At 67.7% G+C, this 17,010-nt stretch carries 15 protein-coding genes; 11 read left to right on the forward strand and 4 right to left on the reverse strand.

Annotation, left to right across the window (positions count from 1 at the left end):
- Positions 1-54: 54 nt before the first annotated feature.
- From QTH86_RS02780 to cynS, 8 genes are all read left to right on the forward strand, one after another.
- Positions 55-522 carry a nuclear transport factor 2 family protein gene (locus QTH86_RS02780; protein ID WP_286646186.1) on the forward strand — a complete coding sequence of 156 codons (468 nt, stop codon included), beginning with the start codon at positions 55-57 and terminating at the stop codon, positions 520-522.
- A 51-nt stretch (positions 523-573) separates the two neighbouring features.
- Entirely contained in the window at positions 574-2,148 is a 1,575-nt protein-coding gene (locus QTH86_RS02785; protein ID WP_286649374.1) for a phospholipase D family protein, read from the forward strand.
- 40 nt (positions 2,149-2,188) lie between these two features.
- A complete protein-coding gene (locus QTH86_RS02790) occupies positions 2,189-3,391 on the forward strand; it encodes a sensor histidine kinase (RefSeq protein WP_286646184.1) in 1,203 nt (400 codons plus the stop codon).
- Between the two features lie 4 nt (positions 3,392-3,395).
- Positions 3,396-4,061: a response regulator transcription factor gene (locus tag QTH86_RS02795; RefSeq protein WP_286646183.1), complete on the forward strand. Its 666-nt coding sequence runs from the start codon at positions 3,396-3,398 to the stop codon at positions 4,059-4,061.
- Between the two features lie 146 nt (positions 4,062-4,207).
- Positions 4,208-5,572 carry a CmpA/NrtA family ABC transporter substrate-binding protein gene (locus tag QTH86_RS02800; protein WP_286646182.1) on the forward strand — a complete coding sequence of 455 codons (1,365 nt, stop codon included), beginning with the start codon at positions 4,208-4,210 and terminating at the stop codon, positions 5,570-5,572.
- 10 nt (positions 5,573-5,582) lie between these two features.
- Positions 5,583-6,452: a nitrate ABC transporter permease gene (ntrB, locus tag QTH86_RS02805; RefSeq protein WP_286646181.1), complete on the forward strand. Its 870-nt coding sequence runs from the start codon at positions 5,583-5,585 to the stop codon at positions 6,450-6,452.
- 22 nt (positions 6,453-6,474) lie between these two features.
- Positions 6,475-7,314, forward strand: a complete 840-nt coding sequence (locus tag QTH86_RS02810; RefSeq protein ID WP_286646180.1) for an ABC transporter ATP-binding protein — start codon at positions 6,475-6,477, stop codon at positions 7,312-7,314.
- A gap of 46 nt (positions 7,315-7,360) precedes the next feature.
- On the forward strand, positions 7,361-7,804 hold the full coding sequence (gene cynS, locus QTH86_RS02815; RefSeq protein WP_286646179.1) for a cyanase: 444 nt from the start codon (positions 7,361-7,363) through the stop codon (positions 7,802-7,804).
- 65 nt (positions 7,805-7,869) lie between these two features.
- Here the strand turns inward: cynS and QTH86_RS02820 are convergent, their stop codons facing one another.
- Positions 7,870-8,772 (reverse strand): LysR family transcriptional regulator, encoded by a 903-nt coding sequence (locus tag QTH86_RS02820; protein ID WP_286646178.1) that lies wholly within the window; start codon positions 8,770-8,772, stop codon positions 7,870-7,872.
- 28 nt (positions 8,773-8,800) lie between these two features.
- Here QTH86_RS02820 and QTH86_RS02825 point away from each other — a divergent pair, with 28 nt between their 5' ends.
- Both QTH86_RS02825 and QTH86_RS02830 read left to right on the forward strand, forming a co-directional pair.
- A complete protein-coding gene (locus tag QTH86_RS02825) occupies positions 8,801-9,466 on the forward strand; it encodes a cupin domain-containing protein (RefSeq protein ID WP_286646177.1) in 666 nt (221 codons plus the stop codon).
- 136 nt (positions 9,467-9,602) lie between these two features.
- Positions 9,603-9,914 (forward strand): plasmid stabilization protein, encoded by a 312-nt coding sequence (locus QTH86_RS02830; protein WP_286646176.1) that lies wholly within the window; start codon positions 9,603-9,605, stop codon positions 9,912-9,914.
- Positions 9,915-9,959: 45 nt separating this feature from the next.
- Here QTH86_RS02830 and QTH86_RS02835 read toward each other — a convergent pair whose 3' ends face one another.
- On the reverse strand, positions 9,960-10,739 hold the full coding sequence (locus QTH86_RS02835; RefSeq protein ID WP_286646175.1) for a class II aldolase/adducin family protein: 780 nt from the start codon (positions 10,737-10,739) through the stop codon (positions 9,960-9,962).
- A gap of 319 nt (positions 10,740-11,058) precedes the next feature.
- On the opposite strand from QTH86_RS02835, the gene QTH86_RS02840 reads away from it, so the two are divergent.
- Positions 11,059-12,618, forward strand: coding sequence for a methyl-accepting chemotaxis protein (locus QTH86_RS02840; RefSeq protein ID WP_286646174.1), 1,560 nt, complete (start codon positions 11,059-11,061; stop codon positions 12,616-12,618).
- Positions 12,619-12,633: 15 nt separating this feature from the next.
- Here the strand turns inward: QTH86_RS02840 and QTH86_RS02845 are convergent, their stop codons facing one another.
- Both QTH86_RS02845 and QTH86_RS02850 read right to left on the reverse strand, forming a co-directional pair.
- The gene (locus QTH86_RS02845; protein ID WP_286646173.1) at positions 12,634-13,530 is read right to left on the reverse strand and encodes a response regulator transcription factor; all 897 of its coding nucleotides are present in this window, start codon (positions 13,528-13,530) and stop codon (positions 12,634-12,636) included.
- A complete protein-coding gene (locus QTH86_RS02850) occupies positions 13,514-16,900 on the reverse strand; it encodes a hybrid sensor histidine kinase/response regulator (RefSeq protein WP_286646172.1) in 3,387 nt (1,128 codons plus the stop codon). Before QTH86_RS02850 ends, QTH86_RS02845 begins: the two co-directional genes overlap by 17 nt.
- Positions 16,901-17,010: the final 110 nt, after the last annotated feature.

The raw sequence follows: 17,010 nt of genomic DNA on the forward strand, positions 1-17,010 counted from the left end.
CTGGTCTACATGATGCAGATACCGCCGACCGAACCCCGCCACTCAGGAGCCGCCATGGAAACCCGCCCGCCCATTCCCCCGTTCACGCGTGAGAGCGCCATCCAGAAGGTGCGCGGCGCCGAAGACGCCTGGAATTCGCGCGACCCCGACCGCGTCGCCGGCGTCTACACCGAGGACACGGTGTGGCGAAACCGCGCCGAATTCCCGGTCGGCCGCGAGGCGGTGCGCACCTTCCTTCAGCGCAAGTGGGCGCGCGAGCTGGACTACCGCCTCATCAAGGAACTGTGGGCCTTCGCGGACAACCGCATCGCGGTGCGCTTCGCCTACGAGTGGCGCGACGACTCGGGCCACTGGTTCCGAAGCTACGGCAACGAGAACTGGGAGTTCAACCCGCAAGGCCTGATGCAGCGCCGCTTCGCCAGCATCAACGACCTGCCGATCGCCGAGCGCGACCGACTTTTCCACTGGCCGCTGGGGCGCCGCCCCGATGACCATGCGAGCCTGAGCGACCTGGGCCTGTAGCGTCCGCTGCAGCGCCAGCAGAACGCGCCGGAGCCGGCTACAGTTCGCGCCATGCGTGAGGGCTGTTCGATCATGGTGAGGGCGATGCTGGTGTGCGTGGCACTCTTTCTGGGCGCCTGCGCGAGCCTGCCTCCGCCGCAGCCGCGGGCCGAGACGACGGCGCCGATCGATGTGGCCGACACGCCGCTGGGCCGTGTCGCGGCGGCCAGCGGGCAGGGCGCGGCACCCGGCCTGTCCGGCTTCCAGCTGATGCCCGAGGGGCCGACGGCGCTCAATGCACGGCTGGCGCTGGCGCGGCGCGCGCAGAAGACGATCGACGCGCAGTACTACATCCTTCAGAAGGACGCCTCCGGCACGCTGTTTTTGGACGCCCTGCTACAAGCCGCCCGCCGCGGTGTGCGCGTGCGCCTGCTGGTCGACGACTTCTACACGGCGGGCAAGGACGAACTCTTCGCGGCGCTGGCCTCGCAGCCGAACTTCGAGCTGCGGCTCTTCAATCCGCTGGCCGTGCGGGCCGGGCCGCTGGGGCTGCGGGTGGGGTTGTCGTTGTTCGACCTGCGGCGTATCAACCGGCGCATGCACAACAAGCTGTTCGTGGCCGACAACAGCATGGCCATCGTCGGTGGCCGCAACATCGCCGACGAGTACTTCATGCGTAGCGAAGTGGCCAACTTCATCGACATGGACGTGCTGGCGACCGGGCCGGTGGTGTCCGAGCTGTCGGCGACCTTCGACGACTTCTGGAACAGCCGGCAGGTGCGCCCGGTCGCCGAGCTGTCCACCGTGCCGCCCGACAGCGAATCCGTGCGCGCCTGGCTGCACGACCAACTGGCCGGCACGGTCGAACCGCCGCGCGAGCGCGATGTCGATGTGCTGGGCCATCCGCCCATCGCGCAACAGTTGCAGGCCGGGCGCCTCTTGCAGACGCCGGGTGACGGCCGGGCGGTGTCGGACATCCCGAAGAAGATCGCCATGGACGATCCGGAGGCGAGCTACGCCGACAGCGTGACGCAGCGCACCATCGCGATGCTGCAGGGCGCGCAGAAGCAGGTGATCATGGTCTCGCCCTATTTCATTCCCGGCGAAGTGGGTCTGGCCCAGATGAAGGCCGGCGTGGAACGGGGCGTCGAGATGATCGTGCTGACCAACTCGCTCGACGCGACCGACGAGTCGCTGGTGTATGCCGGCTACGCGCGCTACCGCGTCCGCATGCTGAAGGCGGGCATCCGGTTGTTCGAACTGAGCGCCAAGCTCCTGCCGCGGCAACGGACGCTGGGCGATTTCAGCAGTTCGTCCGGCCGGCTGCACGCGAAGATCGCGCTGGTCGACCAGCGGCGCATGTTCATCGGCTCCATGAACCTCGACGGCCGTTCGGCCCGCCTGAACACGGAAGTCGGCATCCTGATCGAGAGCCCCGCCCTGGTCGAACAGTTCAGCCGGCTGACCCCGCTGCGGGCGATGGGCGCCTACGAACTTCAGCTCGACGACAGCCGCGACGGCGTCGGCTGGGTCGAGCACGACGCCGACGGCACGCGCACGATGACCAAGGACGAACCCGGCGCCAGCTGGGTCGGCGACTTCAAGAACTGGCTGTTGCTCAAGCTGCTGCCCGAAGACCTGCTGTGAACCGGCCGGCGGTGGCACGGCCGTTGCATGCACCGTTGGCATGCACGACCAGGCCCTGACCCTGCCCAGCGCGGCCGATGCCGGCGTCGATCCGCTGTGGCGGCATCAGCTGAGCCTGCTGCTCGAATCGACCGGCGAGGGCATCTTCGGCATCGACCTCGATGGCCACTGCATGTTCATCAACCGGGCCGGCGCGCAGCTGCTCGGCTGGCCCGCGGCCGAGGTGCTCGGCCACAACATGCACGAGCTGACGCACCACTCGCATGCCGACGGCTCGCACTACCCCGACACCGATTGCCCCATCTTCAACGCCTTCCGCCGCGGCCTGCCGTGCCGCATCGACACGGAGGTGTTCTGGCGGCGCGACGGCACGTCGTTCGCGGTGGAGTATTCGAGCCACCCGATCGTCGATGGCGACACCGTGCGCGGTGCCGTGATCGCCTTCGTCGACATCACCGAACGCAAGCGCGCGGCCGCCGCATTGCAGCAGTCGCGCGACCAGCTCGAGCTGCGTGTGACGGAGCGCACCGCCGAACTCAGCGCCGCGCTGCAGCAAGTCCGTGAGCTGTCGGCGTACATGGATTCTGTGCGCGAGGAAGAGCGCACCCGCATCGCCCGCGAGGTGCACGACGAACTCGGCAGCCTCCTGGTCGCGCTCAAGATGGACGTCAACTGGATCGGCAAGCGCCTGGGCGAGCAACAGTCGCGCGATGCCGATGCGGCACAGGCGATGCGCCAGCAGATGCGCGGAAAGTGCGACAACATGAGCGCGCTCATCGAACGCGCGGTCGACAACGTCGGCCGCATCATCACCGACCTGCGCCCGAGCATCCTCGACCACCAGGGCCTGTGGGCCGCGCTCGAATGGCAGGCGCACGAGTTCGTGCAGTCGGCCGAGCTCGACCTCGGCTGGGACCTGCAGGTCGACGACACGCTCGAACTGCCCGAACCGGCGGCGATGGCGGTGTTCCGCATCTTCCAGGAGATGCTGAGCAATGTCGGCCGCCATGCGCGCGCAGGCCGCGTCGACATCCGCATCCGCGCCGACGACGGCGTGCTCGAACTGCGCGTGAAGGACGACGGCATCGGCGCCGCGCCGCAGGCCTTCGGCGCGCCGACCTCGTACGGCGTGCGCGGGATGCGGGAGCGGGCGCTGCATTTCGGTGGCAGCATCGAGATCGCGAGCCAGCCGGGGCAGGGCAGTACATTCCGGCTCCGTCTTCCGCTTTCGACCTCGCATTGACCTCATGACACCCCCCATCCGCGTCCTCATCGGCGACGACCATCGCATCGTGCGCGAGGGCCTGAAACAGGTGCTGGGCGACCTGTCGAATGGCGCGCCGGAGATCGTCGTCTGTGCCGAGGCGCAGACCGGCCCCGAGGTGATCGAGCGCGTCGCGTCGCTGCAGGGTGGGGAGGGCGTCGACGTGGTGCTGCTGGACATCGCCCTGCCCGAACGCGATGGCCTCGACGTGCTGCAGGCCTTGCGCGCCGCCTGGCCGGCGCTGCCGGTGCTGATGCTCTCGACCTATCCGGAGCGCCAGTACGCGGTGCGCTGCATCAAGCTGGGCGCGGCCGGCTACCTCAACAAGAGCGCCGATGCCGACGCGATGGTGGCGGCGGTGCGCAAGGCGGCGGCCGGTGGCATCTACGTGTCGGCGGCCACGGCGGAGGCGCTGGCGGCGGCCGTCAGCAAGGTGTCGGCGACGGAAGCGCTGTCCCACCGGGAGCACCAGGTCTTCCGGCTGCTCACGGCGGGGCACAGCGTGAGCGAAATCGGTGCGCAGCTCGGCCTGGCGCCGAACACGGTGAGCACCTACCGGGCGCGCATCCTCGAGAAGACCGGCGCGAAGAACGATGTCGAGCTCGCGCTGTATGCCGAGCGGCACGGCAAATCGGCACCGGCCACCTGAAAACACGGGTAGCGATGACCGCCTTGTAGGGCCAGCACTACAAGGCATCGATCTGCGCTGCGCGATTTCATGCACGGGCGCTGCGCGGGCCCGGAACCGGCCCGCACCTTGCAATGCGTCTGCATCTTTTCAACGAGGTGCCGCCCATGTCCCGACTGCCTGAATCGACAGCGAACGACCCGTATGACGCCGACCGGCCTTTGATGCTGCGCTGTGCCTGCGGCCAGGACCATGCACCCGACCAGCATGCGAGCGCGATGGCCCTGTCGGACGACAAGCTGGAAGCCAGCCTGATCAAGGCGCTGTTCCCGGTCGACAGCGTGCGCCGCAATTTCCTGCGCGCGGTGGGCGCCAACACGGCGCGTGCCGCCATCGCCTCGGTGTTCCCGCTCGGCGCGATGCAGGCCATGGCCCAGGAGAAGGCGCCGCTCGAGAAGAAGGACCTGAAGATCGGCTTCATCCCGATCACCTGCGCCACGCCGCTGATCATGGCGCACCCCCTGGGCTTCTACAAGGAACAGGGCCTGAACGTCGAGGTGGTGAAGACGGCCGGCTGGGCGCTGATTCGCGACAAGATGCTCAACAAGGAGTACGACGCGACGCACTTCCTGTCGCCGATGCCGCTGGCCATTTCGATGGGCGCCGGCTCCAACGCGACGCCGATGAACGTCGCGACCATCCAGAACACCAACGGCCAGGCGATCACGCTCGCCAACAAGCACAAGGACAAGCGCGACCCGAAGCTGTGGAAGGGCTTCAAGTTCGCGGTGCCCTTCGAGTACAGCATGCACAACTTCCTGCTGCGCTACTACGTGGCAGAAGCGGGCCTGAACCCCGACACCGACATCCAGATCCGCGTGGTGCCGCCGGCCGAGATGGTGGCGAACCTGCGTGCCGGCAACATCGACGGCTACCTGGGCCCCGACCCGTTCAACCAGCGCGCGGTGTTCGAGGAGGTGGGCTTCATCCATATCCTGACCAAGGAGATCTGGAACGGCCACCCGTGCTGCGCCTTCGGCAGTTCGACCGAGTTCATCCAGAAGAACCCCAACACCTTCGCGGCGCTCTACCGCGCGGTGCTCACCGCGTCCGCCATGGCGCGCAAGCCCGAGAACCGGGAACTCATCGCCAAGGTGATCGCGCCGGCGCAGTACCTGAACCAGCCCGAAACCGTGCTCACGCAGGTGCTCACCGGCCGCTTCGCCGACGGCCTGGGCAACATCAAGACCGTGCCCGACCGCGCCGACTTCGATCCGATCCCGTGGCAGTCGATGGCCGTCTGGATGCTCACGCAGATGAAGCGCTGGGGCTACGTGAAGGGCGACGTCGACTACAAGCAGATCGCGGAAAAGGTCTTCCTGCTGACCGACGCCAAGAAGCGCATGAAGGAGATCGGGCAGACGCCGCCCGAGGGCGCGTACCCGAAGTTCACGATCATGGGCAAGGTGTTCGACCCGACGAAGCCTGACGAGTACGTGAAGAGCTTCGCGATCAACAAGATGGCGGCCTGAGGGGCGGGCCATGCGCACCTCGCTCAACCTCAAGGCCGGCCTGCTGTCGCTGCTGTTGCTGCTCGTGTTTCTCGGCATCTGGCAGGCGGCGACGATGACGACCGCGTCGGTGGCCGCGCAGCCCACGCTGACGGCCGAGCAGATCGAGTACCAGAAGATGCTTGGCAAGAACCCCGAGCCGGGCGGCCAGGCCAAGGCCTCGGGTTTCCCGACGCCGGCCGAGATGGGCGCGACCGCGTGGCGCCAGCTGTCGAACCCGTTCTACGACAACGGCCCCAACGACAAGGGCATCGCGATCCAGCTCGCGTGGTCGCTCGGCCGCGTCGGGCTGGGCTTCCTGCTGGCCTGCCTGGTGGCGGTGCCGCTGGGCTTCGTCATCGGCATGTCGCCGCTGCTGCACAAGGCCTTCGACCCCTTCATCCAGGTGCTCAAGCCGATCTCGCCGCTGGCGTGGATGCCGCTGGCGCTCTACACCATCAAGGACTCGTCGACGAGCGGCATCTTCGTGATCTTCATCTGCTCGGTCTGGCCGATGCTGCTGAACACGGCCTTCGGCGTGGCCTCGGTCAAGCGCGAGTGGCTCGCCGTGGCCAGCACGCTCGAGGTGAAGCCGCTGCGCCGCGCCTTCCGCGTGATCCTGCCGGCCGCCGCGCCCACCATCCTCACCGGCATGCGCATCAGCATGGGCATCGCCTGGCTGGTGATCGTCGCGGCCGAGATGCTGGTCGGCGGCACGGGCATCGGCTACTTCGTGTGGAACGAGTGGAACAACCTGTCGCTCACGAACGTGATCTTCGCGATCCTGCTGATCGGCGTGGTGGGCATGCTGCTCGACCTGGCCTTCGCAGGGCTGCAGCGGAAGGTGACGTATGTGGAGTGACTTCTCTCCCCAAAGGATGGCCATGCCGCCCACTCCACCTGTGCCGCCCGTTCCCCCCACCGACCCTGGCGCGACGCTGTTGCGGGTCGAGGGCCTGGCCAAGGCCTACGTGCCGGCCAAGCCGGTGTTCGCCGATGTCTCCTTCACCATGCAGCGCGGCGAGTTCGTCTGCATCATCGGCCACTCCGGCTGCGGCAAGACGACCATCCTCAACGTGCTGGCGGGCCTCGACACCGCCACCGGCGGCCATGCCTTCATGGATGGCCGGGAGATCGTCGGCCCGAGCCTCACGCGCGGCGTGGTGTTCCAGAGCCACGCCCTCATGCCGTGGCTGACGGTGCGCAAGAACATCGCCTTCGCGGTCGAATCGCGCTGGCCCGACTGGTCGCGCAAGCAGGTCGACCAGCAGGTGGTGCGCTTCGTCGAGCTGGTCGGCCTGGGCGCCGCCATCGACAAGAAGCCGTCGCAACTGTCCGGCGGCATGAAACAGCGCGTGGGCATCGCGCGCGCCTTCGCGATCCAGCCGCGCATGCTGCTGCTCGACGAACCCTTCGGCGCGCTCGATGCATTGACGCGCGGTACCATCCAGGACGAGCTGATGCGCATCGTGCGCCAGACGCAGCAGACCGTCTTCATGATCACGCACGACGTGGACGAAGCGATTCTTCTCGCCGACCGCATCCTGCTGATGCGCAACGGCAGCGAGACCTCCAGCGGCTACCTGCCCGGCAACATCGCCGAGAGCGTGGCGAACCCGCTGCCGCGCGAGCGCACCCGCGCCGGGCTGCACCACCTGGACGGCTACTACGCGCTGCGCAACCACATCGTCGACTTCCTCGTCACGCGAGCGAAGGCGACCTGACCGTTTCATCCCCTCAGACATTCACCACAACAGGAGCAAACCCCGCATGAACCGCAACGACGTTACCGAGAAGATCATCACCGTGAAGGTGGCCAAGGGCATCCAGTGGGCCGACGTGGCCAAGAAGGTCGGCCTCTCGAAGGAGTGGACCACCGCCGCCTGTCTCGGCCAGATGACGCTCGACGCTGCCCAGGCCAAGGTCATCGGCAAGATCTTCGGGCTCACCGCCGAAGAGCAGAAGTGGCTGCAAGTGGTGCCCTACAAGGGCTCGCTGCCGAGCGCGGTGCCGACCGACCCGCTGATCTATCGCTGGTACGAGATCGTCAACGTCTACGGCACCACCATCAAGGAACTCATCCACGAGGAATTCGGCGACGGCATCATGAGCGCGATCGACTTCAGCATGGACATCGACCGGCAGGCCGACCCGAAGGGCGACCGCGTGAAGGTGGTGTTGTCGGGCAAGTTCCTGCCGTACAAGACGTACTGACCGCATGGGTGCAGCGGATGCTGCGCAACCCGCGCAAGGGAATGAACGGCTTGCGCGGTAACTGTTCAGCCGCTGTGGCGTCCCGAGCAAGCGTCCCGAACGCACTGGCGCAGCCATCGGTGAGCGAGATCCCCGTCCATTCTCGGGTGCCAGAGCAATGAGACAGTGATTTCCGGCGCGGGCATTGGTAGCCCAAAGCTGTAGAGCCCGATGCGCAGGCCTTCGGTGTGGCGCTCGGGAACACCGGCGACAAAGTCGGTGGTGCGAGCCAGTGCCAGGGCGGTCGAGAACCCGCCGACCGCCGTGCCGATCTCACGTGCCAGGCCGAGCGGCTTCAGTGCTTCGTCGATCGGCCCTTTGTCGAAACCCCGACGCGACACGACGACATGCCTTTCGGCCGCGTAGCGCGCGGGCGTCATCTCGCCTCGACACAGCGGGTGCCCGATGCGCACGACGCCAATGAACCGGTCCCTGAACAACGCCTGCACACGGACCTCGGGGCTTGTGGTGCCGCCGATGACACCCGTCTCCAGGTCGACGGTGCCGTCGCGAAGGGATGCGCTCTCTTTGTCCGCCTTCTGCACGAAGCGCAACCGCACGCCAGGCGCCTCCAGGCCGACGCGCTCGAGGAGGTCGGGCCCGAAGGTTTCGACGAAGCCTTCACGGGTGCGCAGCGTGAAGGTCCGGACGAGTTCCTTCAGCTTGAGCGCCTCGGCGGGCCGAAGGATGGCTTCAGCCTCCTGGACCAGGTGAGTGACCCGCTCGCGCAGTTCGAGCGCGCGGGGGGTGGCCACCAGGCTTCGCCCGGCCCGAACCAGCAGGGGGTCGCCGGTCGTTTCGCGCAATCGCGCAAGGGCTCGGCTCATCGCCGACGGGCTCAACCGCAACCGTCTCGCAGCGCCTGCGACGCTGCCTTCGGCAAGGAGCACGTCCAGGGTAACGAGCAGGTTCAGATCAGGCGATGACATGCCTCGACGCTAGCACGCCCGATCTGACATGGCGTCCGATGCACGTAGATGTTGCAACGGCCGCGCCTTCCGGAATTGGGAGCGGCGTCCTATCGTCGACGAACGGCTTGAACGGGGTTCGTCCGAGCCCAACACAAAGGAAGAAATCGTGGCCAACAGTACTTTTGAAGCGTCGATCCAGGGCATCAGGTCGGTCTGGGGACCGCTGAGCGACGCGGTGGTCGGCGGTTGCAAACGCCACCTTGCAGACCTCCTCGCGGCCCCCGCCACGGAAGATTGGCTGGCGGCCTTGCACGAGGAGGCCCCGGCCAACAAGGAGTTGTATCGCGATCCCGTCCACGGGTTCGTGCTGCTCGCGCATTCGGAATACGCCGGGCTGTACAGGCCACCCCATGACCATGGCCAAGGTTGGGTGATCTATGCGGTCCAGCAGGGAGAAATCGAGATGAGGACCTATGCGCGGGTCTTGAACTCGGACGGCAGTGTCGGCCTGGTGAAGCGGGATTCCACCTTGATGCGGCCGGGGCAGGTCCAGGTGTATCTGCCCGGGGACATCCACGACACCCGGTGCGTGAAGGGGCCCGCGCTGCTGTTTCGCTTCACCGAGCGTGACCTGAAGAAGGAAGACAAGGAAGAACGCCGGGTGACACGGTATGTCGAACGAGACGGTGTCTGGACGGGCGCGACATCATGACCCGACGTCATGGGCAACCGCGTGAAGGTCGCTCTGGGAGAAGTCCCACGTGGGGATTTCGATTTTTCCTACCGGCCCGCAGCACCTGCAACGCACGATGGTTTGCCTGTTCAACCCTTCCATGAAGGAGCGCACCATGCCAAGAGGCGACAAATCGTCCTACACGGACAAGCAGAAGCGGCAGGCCGAACACATCGAGGAAGGCTACGAGGACCGTGGCGTCGGCAAGGAAGAGGCCGAACGCCGCGCCTGGGCCACCGTCAACAAGGAAACCGGCGGCGGGAAGAAGAGCGGCAGCGGCCGGGGCCAGCCCGAGAACCGTGCCCCGTCGCGCAAGGGCGGACATGTGGGCGGCGCGGCTTCGGCCTCGCGCACCGCAGCGCAGCGCTCTGCTTCGGCCAAGAAGGCAGCGGCCACACGCAAGCGCAACGCGGCGGCGAAGGCGTGAGGCTGCGGCTCCGAAGCGGCTCGACGCGATGGGGGTCGTGGCGCCTCAGCTTGCGTAGCTGCGGTCGATCCGGTCCAGCTTGCGGATCAGCGACGGCCAGACGAAGCCGCCGCCCAGGCCACCGGTCTGCACCTTCATCGCGTGGCCCACGCCGTCGATGATGCGGGGGTCCACCGGTGTGAGTTCGCCACCGCCGGACTGCGCGGCGATCTGGATCTGGCAGGTGTTCTCGAAGGTGTACATCGCCAGGAAGGCGTCGGCGATCGTCTTGCCGACCGTCAGCAGCCCATGGTTGCGCAGCATCAGGAAGTTCGCCTGGCCCAGGTTGGCCTGCAGGCGCGTCTTCTCGTCGTCGCGGATCGCGACACCCTCGTAGCCGTGGTACGCCAGGGAGGCCAGCACGAAGGTCGACTGCTGGCTGATCGGCAGCACCCCGTTCTTCTGCGCGCTGACGGCGATGCCGGCGCGTGTGTGGGTGTGCAGCACGCACTGGATGTCTTCCCGCACGGCGTGCACCGCGCTGTGGATCACGAAGCCCGCCGGGTTCACCGGGTGGGGGGAATCGATCACCTTGCGGCACTGGTCGTCGACCTTCACCAGGCTCGACGCGGTGATCTCGTCGAACATCAGGCCGTAGGGGTTGATGAGGAAGTGGTGCTCGGGCCCCGGCACCCGCGCGCTGATGTGGGTGAAGACCAGGTCGCTCCAGCCATAGAGGGCCACCAGCCGGTAGCAGGCGGCGAGGTCGACGCGCAACTGCCACTCCTCGGCGCTGACGTGGTCGCGAAGGGCTGAGGTGTCGGTGGGGAAGGGGGAGGCGTTCATGCGGATCTCCTGGCGTGGCCGTGGTGCCGCCATTCTTGCGCCCCCGGCGGCATCGCGCTGTCATGGCCCCGACAGGGCGGATGCGCGTTTTCCCGAAGGTGAGGTTGAGCATTCGGTCACGGTGCGCGCCGGCTCCCGGGTTTTCCCGGGATCGATGAATCGGCGCGCCTGCCGATAGCCAGGGAAGCATGCCGCACGGTGTGCGATCGCGTCACCCCGTCGACAGGGTCGAGGTGGGCGCTTCGGTTCGATCTCGTTCGCCCTTTTTTCAACCCCTCACCGACTGTCGATCATGTCCGCACCTTCGAAACTTCGCTCCATGACCATCGCCAGGAAACTGGCGCTCCTCACTCTCAGCGCCTTCGTCGGCTTGCTCGCGCTGACGGCCGTGTTCCTCGTGTCGGAACGGCAGCTCATCCTGGCCGAACGCCAGAGCAGCGTGCGGCAGGTGGTCGAGTCCGCGCACGGGGTGTTGAGCTACTACCACGGCCTGGCGGCGAAGGGCACGCTCAGCGAAGCCGAGGCGCAGCAGCAGGCCATGCAGGCCCTCAAGGGCATGCGCTACAGCGGCAGCGAGTACTTCTGGCTCAACGACATGCAGCCGCGCATGTTGATGCACCCGATCAACCCCGCGCTGGACGGCAAGGATCTGGCGGAAAACAAGGACGCGACGGGCAAGCCTCTCTTCGTGGCGTTCGTGAACATCGTGAAGGAAAAGAACGCCGGCTTCGTGTCGTACCTCTGGCCCAAGCCCGGCAGCGACAAGCCGGTGCCGAAGGTCTCGTACGTGATGGGCTTCAAGCCCTGGGGCTGGATCGTCGGCTCGGGCGTGTACGTCGACGGCGTCGACGCTGCCATCCTTGGCCGGATGATCGGCTTCGGCAGCGGTGCGTTGGCGCTGGCGGCAGCGCTGCTGGTTCTCGGGTGGTTCATCTCGCGCGGGCTGGTGCGCCAGATGGGCTGCGAGCCCGAGCGCGCCGCCGGCATCACGCGCCGGATCGCCGAAGGCGACCTGAGTGTGGCGATCGAGCTGCGCAAGGGCGACGAGACCAGCGTGCTGCACGCCATCAAGGCCATGCGCGACAGCCTGGCCCGGGTCGTGGGCCAGGTGCGCCAGGGCACCGACACGATGGCCACCGCGTCGAGCCAGATCGCCTCGGGCAACCAGGATCTCTCTTCGCGCACCGAGCAGCAGGCCAGCTCGCTGGAAGAGACCGCGGCCTCGATGGAAGAACTGACCTCGACGGTCAAGCAGAACGCCGACAACGCGCGTCAGGCCAATCAACTGGCCGTTTCCGCCTCCGAAGTCGCCGTGCGCGGCGGCAGCGTGGTCAGCCAGGTGGTCAACACCATGGGCTCGATCAATGCGTCGTCCAAGAAGATCGTGGACATCATCGCGGTCATCGACGGCATCGCCTTCCAGACCAACATCCTGGCGCTGAACGCCGCGGTGGAAGCGGCACGCGCCGGCGAACAGGGCCGCGGCTTTGCCGTGGTGGCCTCGGAAGTGCGCAGCCTGGCGCAGCGCTCGGCTGCGGCGGCCAAGGAAATCAAGGGCCTGATCGACGACTCGGTGGGCAAGGTCGAGGCGGGCAGCCACCAGGTGGCTGAAGCGGGCCAGACGATGGAAGAGATCGTGGCCAGCGTGAAGCGGGTGACCGACATCATGGGCGAGATCATGTCGGCCAGCCAGGAGCAGACCCAGGGCATCGAGCAGATCAACCAGGCGATCACGCAAATGGACCAGGTCACGCAGCAGAACGCGGCGCTGGTGGAAGAGGCCGCCGCAGCGGCCGGCTCGCTGCAGGAACAGGCGGGCAGCCTGTCACAGCTCGTCGGCGTCTTTCAGCTGACGCCTGCAGAGCCGTCGCGGCGCTGATCCGCCGAAGCGCCGCTACAGCGCCATGTGACCGGTCGCCAGCGCCGCTGCGGCCGACCGCGTCTCCACGCCCAGTTTCTCGAAGATGTGTTCGAGGTGCTTGTTGACCGTGCGGGGGCTCATGCCCAGGATCTCGGCGATGTCGCGGTTGGTCTTGCCCTTGGCCAGCCACGACAGCACCTCGGTCTCGCGCGGCGTGAGCGCGGCGTCGGCCACGCGCGAGGCGAGGGCGGGGCCCTCGCGCTGCAACGCCAGCAGCAGCATCGTCTCGCCGAGCGTGGCCGAGCCCATGTTGCGCACCGACAGGCGGGTGCCGGCCGCAGTGGTCGCCGCGATGGTCGCGCCGTCCGCCAGGGCGGGCGCCAGCGCCGTCGGCAACTGGCCCGGCGCGGCGGGCTCGCCCAGCGCATGCAGCCACAGCGCGGCCTGCGGCGAGCGCCAGGCCACGCGGCCGTGCGTGTCGACGAACACCACGCCCATGCCGGCCACGTCGACGGCGTCGCGCGCCATGCGGGTGATGCGCGCGTTGCGCGTGTGCGTGTGCAGCCGCGCCAGCACCTCCTGCGCGCGGATCGGCTTGACCACGTAGTCGACGCCGCCGCAGGCGAAGCCCTCGACCACGTCCTGCGTCTCGGCCATGCCGGTCATGAAGAGCACCGGGATGTGCGCCAGCGCCGGGTTGGCCTTGATGCGCCGGCAGGTCTCGAAGCCCGACAGGCCGGGCATCAGCCCGTCGAGCAGGATCGCGTCGGGCACGACGAGTTCGAGCCGTTGCAGGGCCGATTCGCCGTCGGCCGCGACCAGCACGGTGTAGCCACTGGCCTCCAGCGTGTCGCACAGCATGCCCAGGCTGCTGGGGGCGTCGTCGACCACGAGCACCACGGGGCGTTCGGACTCAGGGGCTGGGGGCATCGGCATCCTCCGCGAGAGCGTTCTTGAAATCGTCGAGTTCGAAGCGCGCCAGCATGCCGCGCAATTGGGTGCAGGTGGCGGCCAGCGCCGGGTCGTCGGCGGCCAGCCGGTCAAGCGCCTGCTGCAGGCCGCGCACGTGGCCGACCTGCACCAGGCGCATCAGTTCGAGGCGTGCTTCCTCGGGCAGCGAGATCGGTTCGGCCGGTGGAGGGGCCGCGTCGTGCGCGGCCGGCGGCGGCGTGTGTTGCAGCCATTGCAGGCCAAGGTGGCGTTCCAGGGTTGTGATCAGCTCCGACTCGATCACCGGCTTGCCGATGAAGGCCTGGCAGCCGGTGGCCTGCAGCCGGTCGGCCTGGTTCTCGAACACGTTGGCCGAGACGATGAGGATCGGCACGTTCTCGAAGCCGGCGATGCGTACCCGCGTGGCGGTTTCCCAGCCGTCCATGTCGTCCATGCTGATGTCCAACAGGATGGCCGAGGGCACGTGCTCGCGCAGGCTGTCCAGGCATTCGGTGCCGCTGGCGGCTTCGTGCACGTCGAAGCCCAGCGGCATCAGCATGCCGGCCAGCATCTGGCGCTGCACCGGCTGGTCGTCGACCACCAGCAGCGTGCGGCGCGGGCCGAAGTAGCCGGAGATCGGGCGTTGCGGCTCGGCCTGCGGGCCGGGGTCGGCCACCTCGCGCAGGTACACCCGCACGCTGAAGGTGCTGCCGCGGTTCGACGTGGCCGCCATGCGCAGCTCGCCGCCCATCAGCGACGTGAGCAGGCCGGTGATGGTCAGGCCCAGGCCGGTGCCGGGTTCGCCGTGGCGCCGGCCGGCCGCCCCGCGCTCGAAGGGCAGGAAGATGCGCTGGTGGTCCTGCGGCGCCACGCCGATGCCGGTGTCGATCACGTCGAAACGCAGCACTTCGCGGGTGGCGTCGACGTGCAGCGTCACGGTGCCGGCCTCGGTGAAGCGCACGGCGTTGGTCAGCAGGTTGATCAGGATCTGCCGCAGCCGCTTGGCATCGGCATGCACCCAGGCCGGCAGGCGGCCGCTGTGGGTGTAGACGAAGGCCAGGCCCTTGCCCTCGGCCTGCGGGCGCACCATGCGCACCACCTCGTCGAGGAAGCCGGGCAGGGCGAGCGGCATCGGCTCGAGCTGCAGGCGGCCGGCCTCGATGCGCGCCAGGTCGAGCAGGCCGTCGATCAGCCCGAGCATGTGCTCGCCGCTCTTGTGGATGGTCTGCACCGCGGCGCGCGGCGGGTGCGTGGCATCGTCGTTCTTCAGCAGGATCTGCGAGTAGCCCAGGATGCTGTTGAGCGGCGTGCGCAGCTCGTGCGTCATGCCGGCTACGTAGCGCGTCTTGGCCTGGTTGGCGGCCTCGGCCGCCTCCTTGGCGGCCTGCAGCGCGGCGTCGGTGCGGCGGTGGGCCTCGATCTCCAGCGTGAGCAGGTGGTTGTGGCGGTTCGATTCCTCCTGCGCCATCTTGCGGCTCTCGCTGCCCAGCACCACCCACCAGGCCGCCACGGCCGCCACCATCGACAGCAGCGCGAAGACCTTGAGGAAGGGGGAGCGCAGGAAGACGTGCGTGGCGTGCGCATTGAGCAGGCCCTCCTGCGCATAGACGATGCCCAGCACCGTGGCGAGCAGCGCGATGAGCGAGGTCGCGACCAGCAGGTAGTGCGCCACCCGGAAGTTCAGCCGCAGCGCCAGCGCCGGCGGCAGCAGCGCCTTGATCCACACGCCGATCTGCTCCGAGGCGCGCGAATTCTTCTTGCAGCCGTCGTGGCAGCGCGATTCGAGCGTGCAGCACAGCGAGCAGATCGGCGCGCTGTAGGCCGGGCAGTGCGCCATGTCTTCCGATTCGAAGGCGTTGTCGCAGACCGAGCAGCGCACCATCTGGCCGGGCGCCCAGTGCTGCAGGTCGGTGCGCGCCAGGTAGTAGCGGCCCTTCGTCTTCCAGGCCAGGAGCGGCGAGACCACCAGGGCCGTCAGCAGCGCGATGAAGGGCGAGAACGACTCGGCCCAGCGCCCCAGCAGGCCGGCATACGCCACCATCGCCACCGTGGCCGCGACCACCATCGACACCAGCCCCACCGGGTTGATGTCGTACAGGTGCGCCCGCTTGAACTCGATCGACTTCGGGCTCCAGCCCAGCGGCTTGTTGATGACCAGGTCGGCCACCAGCGCGCCGACCCAGGCGATGGCGATGTTGCTGTAGAGGCCCAGCACCTTCTCCAGCGCGGCGAACACGCCCAGCGTCATCAAGAGCAGGGCGATCAGCACGTTGAACACCAGCCAAACCACGCGCCCGGGGTGGCTGTGCGTGAGCCGCGCGAAGAAGTTCGACCAGGCCAGCGAGCCGGCGTAGGCATTGGTCAGGTTGATCTTCATCTGCGACACGACGACGAAGAGCGTCGTGATGCCCAGCACCCAGGCCGGGTCGCTGAAGACGTAGGCGAAGCCAGCCAAGTACATGCGGGTCGGCTCGACCGCGTGCGCGGCCGGGATCTCGTGCTGCAGCGCGAGGAAGGCGAGGAAGGCGCCGCCCAGCATCTTGAGCATGCCCGGCCCGATCCAGCCTGGCCCCGCCACCAGCACCGCGGCCCACCATTTGACGCGGTTCGCGACGGTCTTCTCGGGCAGGAAGCGCAGGTAGTCGACCTGCTCGCCGATCTGCACTACCAAGGAGAAGGCCACGGTGGCGCCGGCGCCGAACATCAGCGGGTCGAAGTTGTTGGTGCCGGAGATGCGGCCGACCAGCCCCGTGAAGTCGGCATAGGCCTGCGGGTTCTTCCACAGCACCGCCACGAAGGGCAGCACGAAGAGCGTGAGCCAGATCGGCTGCGTCCACAGCTGCAGCGCCGAGATCATCGTGATGCCGCGCATCACCAGCGGGATGATGACGATCGACGACACCAGGTAGCACACGGCCAGCGACCAGTCGAAGTACATCTGCAGCGCGAGCGCCAGGATGGCCGCCTCCAGCGCGAAGAAGATGAAGGTGAAGCTCGCGTAGATGAGCGAAGTGAGGGTGGAGCCCAGGTAGCCGAAGCCCGCGCCGCGGGTGAGCAGGTCCATATCGACGCCGTACTTGGCGGCGTAGTAGCAGATGGGCAGGCCGGTGAGGAAGGTGATGAGCCCCACCACCAGGATGGCCCACAGCGCGTTCTCGAAGCCATAGCTCAGGGCGATGGCGCCGCCGATCGCCTCCAGCGCCAGGAAGGAGGTGGCGCCGAAGGCCGCGTTGGCCACGCGGAACTCCGACCACTTGCGGAAGCTGCGCGGCGTGTAGCGCAGCGCGTAGTCCTCCAGCGTCTCGTTCGAGACCCAGGTGTTGTAGTCGCGGCGGATGCGAAAGATCTTTTGACCGGTGACGGGCGCCATGTTCCGTTCTTTCGGAAAGGGGAAATGGCTGTCTCGTTGCAAGAAGCGCTCCTTGTCCGTTCGGTGGGTGGCAGCGGGCGCCCAGTCTCGCCGCGCACGCCGCGGCGGCC

It is taken from the genome of Variovorax sp. J2L1-78, assembly GCF_030317205.1.
GTDB classification, from domain to species: domain Bacteria; phylum Pseudomonadota; class Gammaproteobacteria; order Burkholderiales; family Burkholderiaceae_C; genus Variovorax; species Variovorax arabinosiphilus.

Bases quoted from the DNA above. Each gene is read 5' to 3' on its own strand.
- QTH86_RS02825 (WP_286646177.1), top strand. From the start codon at position 8,801: ATGGCGTCCGATGCACGTAGATGTTGCAACGGCCGCGCCTTCCGGAAT.
- cynS (WP_286646179.1), top strand. From the start codon at position 7,361: ATGAACCGCAACGACGTTACCGAGAAGATCATCACCGTGAAGGTGGCC.
- QTH86_RS02790 (WP_286646184.1), top strand. From the start codon at position 2,189: ATGCACGACCAGGCCCTGACCCTGCCCAGCGCGGCCGATGCCGGCGTC.
- ntrB (WP_286646181.1), top strand. From the start codon at position 5,583: ATGCGCACCTCGCTCAACCTCAAGGCCGGCCTGCTGTCGCTGCTGTTG.
- QTH86_RS02800 (WP_286646182.1), top strand. From the start codon at position 4,208: ATGTCCCGACTGCCTGAATCGACAGCGAACGACCCGTATGACGCCGAC.
- QTH86_RS02850 (WP_286646172.1), bottom strand. From the start codon at position 16,900: ATGGCGCCCGTCACCGGTCAAAAGATCTTTCGCATCCGCCGCGACTAC.
- QTH86_RS02835 (WP_286646175.1), bottom strand. From the start codon at position 10,739: ATGAACGCCTCCCCCTTCCCCACCGACACCTCAGCCCTTCGCGACCAC.
- QTH86_RS02785 (WP_286649374.1), top strand. From the start codon at position 574: ATGCGTGAGGGCTGTTCGATCATGGTGAGGGCGATGCTGGTGTGCGTG.
- QTH86_RS02780 (WP_286646186.1), top strand. From the start codon at position 55: ATGGAAACCCGCCCGCCCATTCCCCCGTTCACGCGTGAGAGCGCCATC.
- QTH86_RS02840 (WP_286646174.1), top strand. From the start codon at position 11,059: ATGACCATCGCCAGGAAACTGGCGCTCCTCACTCTCAGCGCCTTCGTC.
- QTH86_RS02795 (WP_286646183.1), top strand. From the start codon at position 3,396: ATGACACCCCCCATCCGCGTCCTCATCGGCGACGACCATCGCATCGTG.
- QTH86_RS02810 (WP_286646180.1), top strand. From the start codon at position 6,475: ATGCCGCCCACTCCACCTGTGCCGCCCGTTCCCCCCACCGACCCTGGC.
- QTH86_RS02845 (WP_286646173.1), bottom strand. From the start codon at position 13,530: ATGCCCCCAGCCCCTGAGTCCGAACGCCCCGTGGTGCTCGTGGTCGAC.
- QTH86_RS02830 (WP_286646176.1), top strand. From the start codon at position 9,603: ATGCCAAGAGGCGACAAATCGTCCTACACGGACAAGCAGAAGCGGCAG.
- QTH86_RS02820 (WP_286646178.1), bottom strand. From the start codon at position 8,772: ATGTCATCGCCTGATCTGAACCTGCTCGTTACCCTGGACGTGCTCCTT.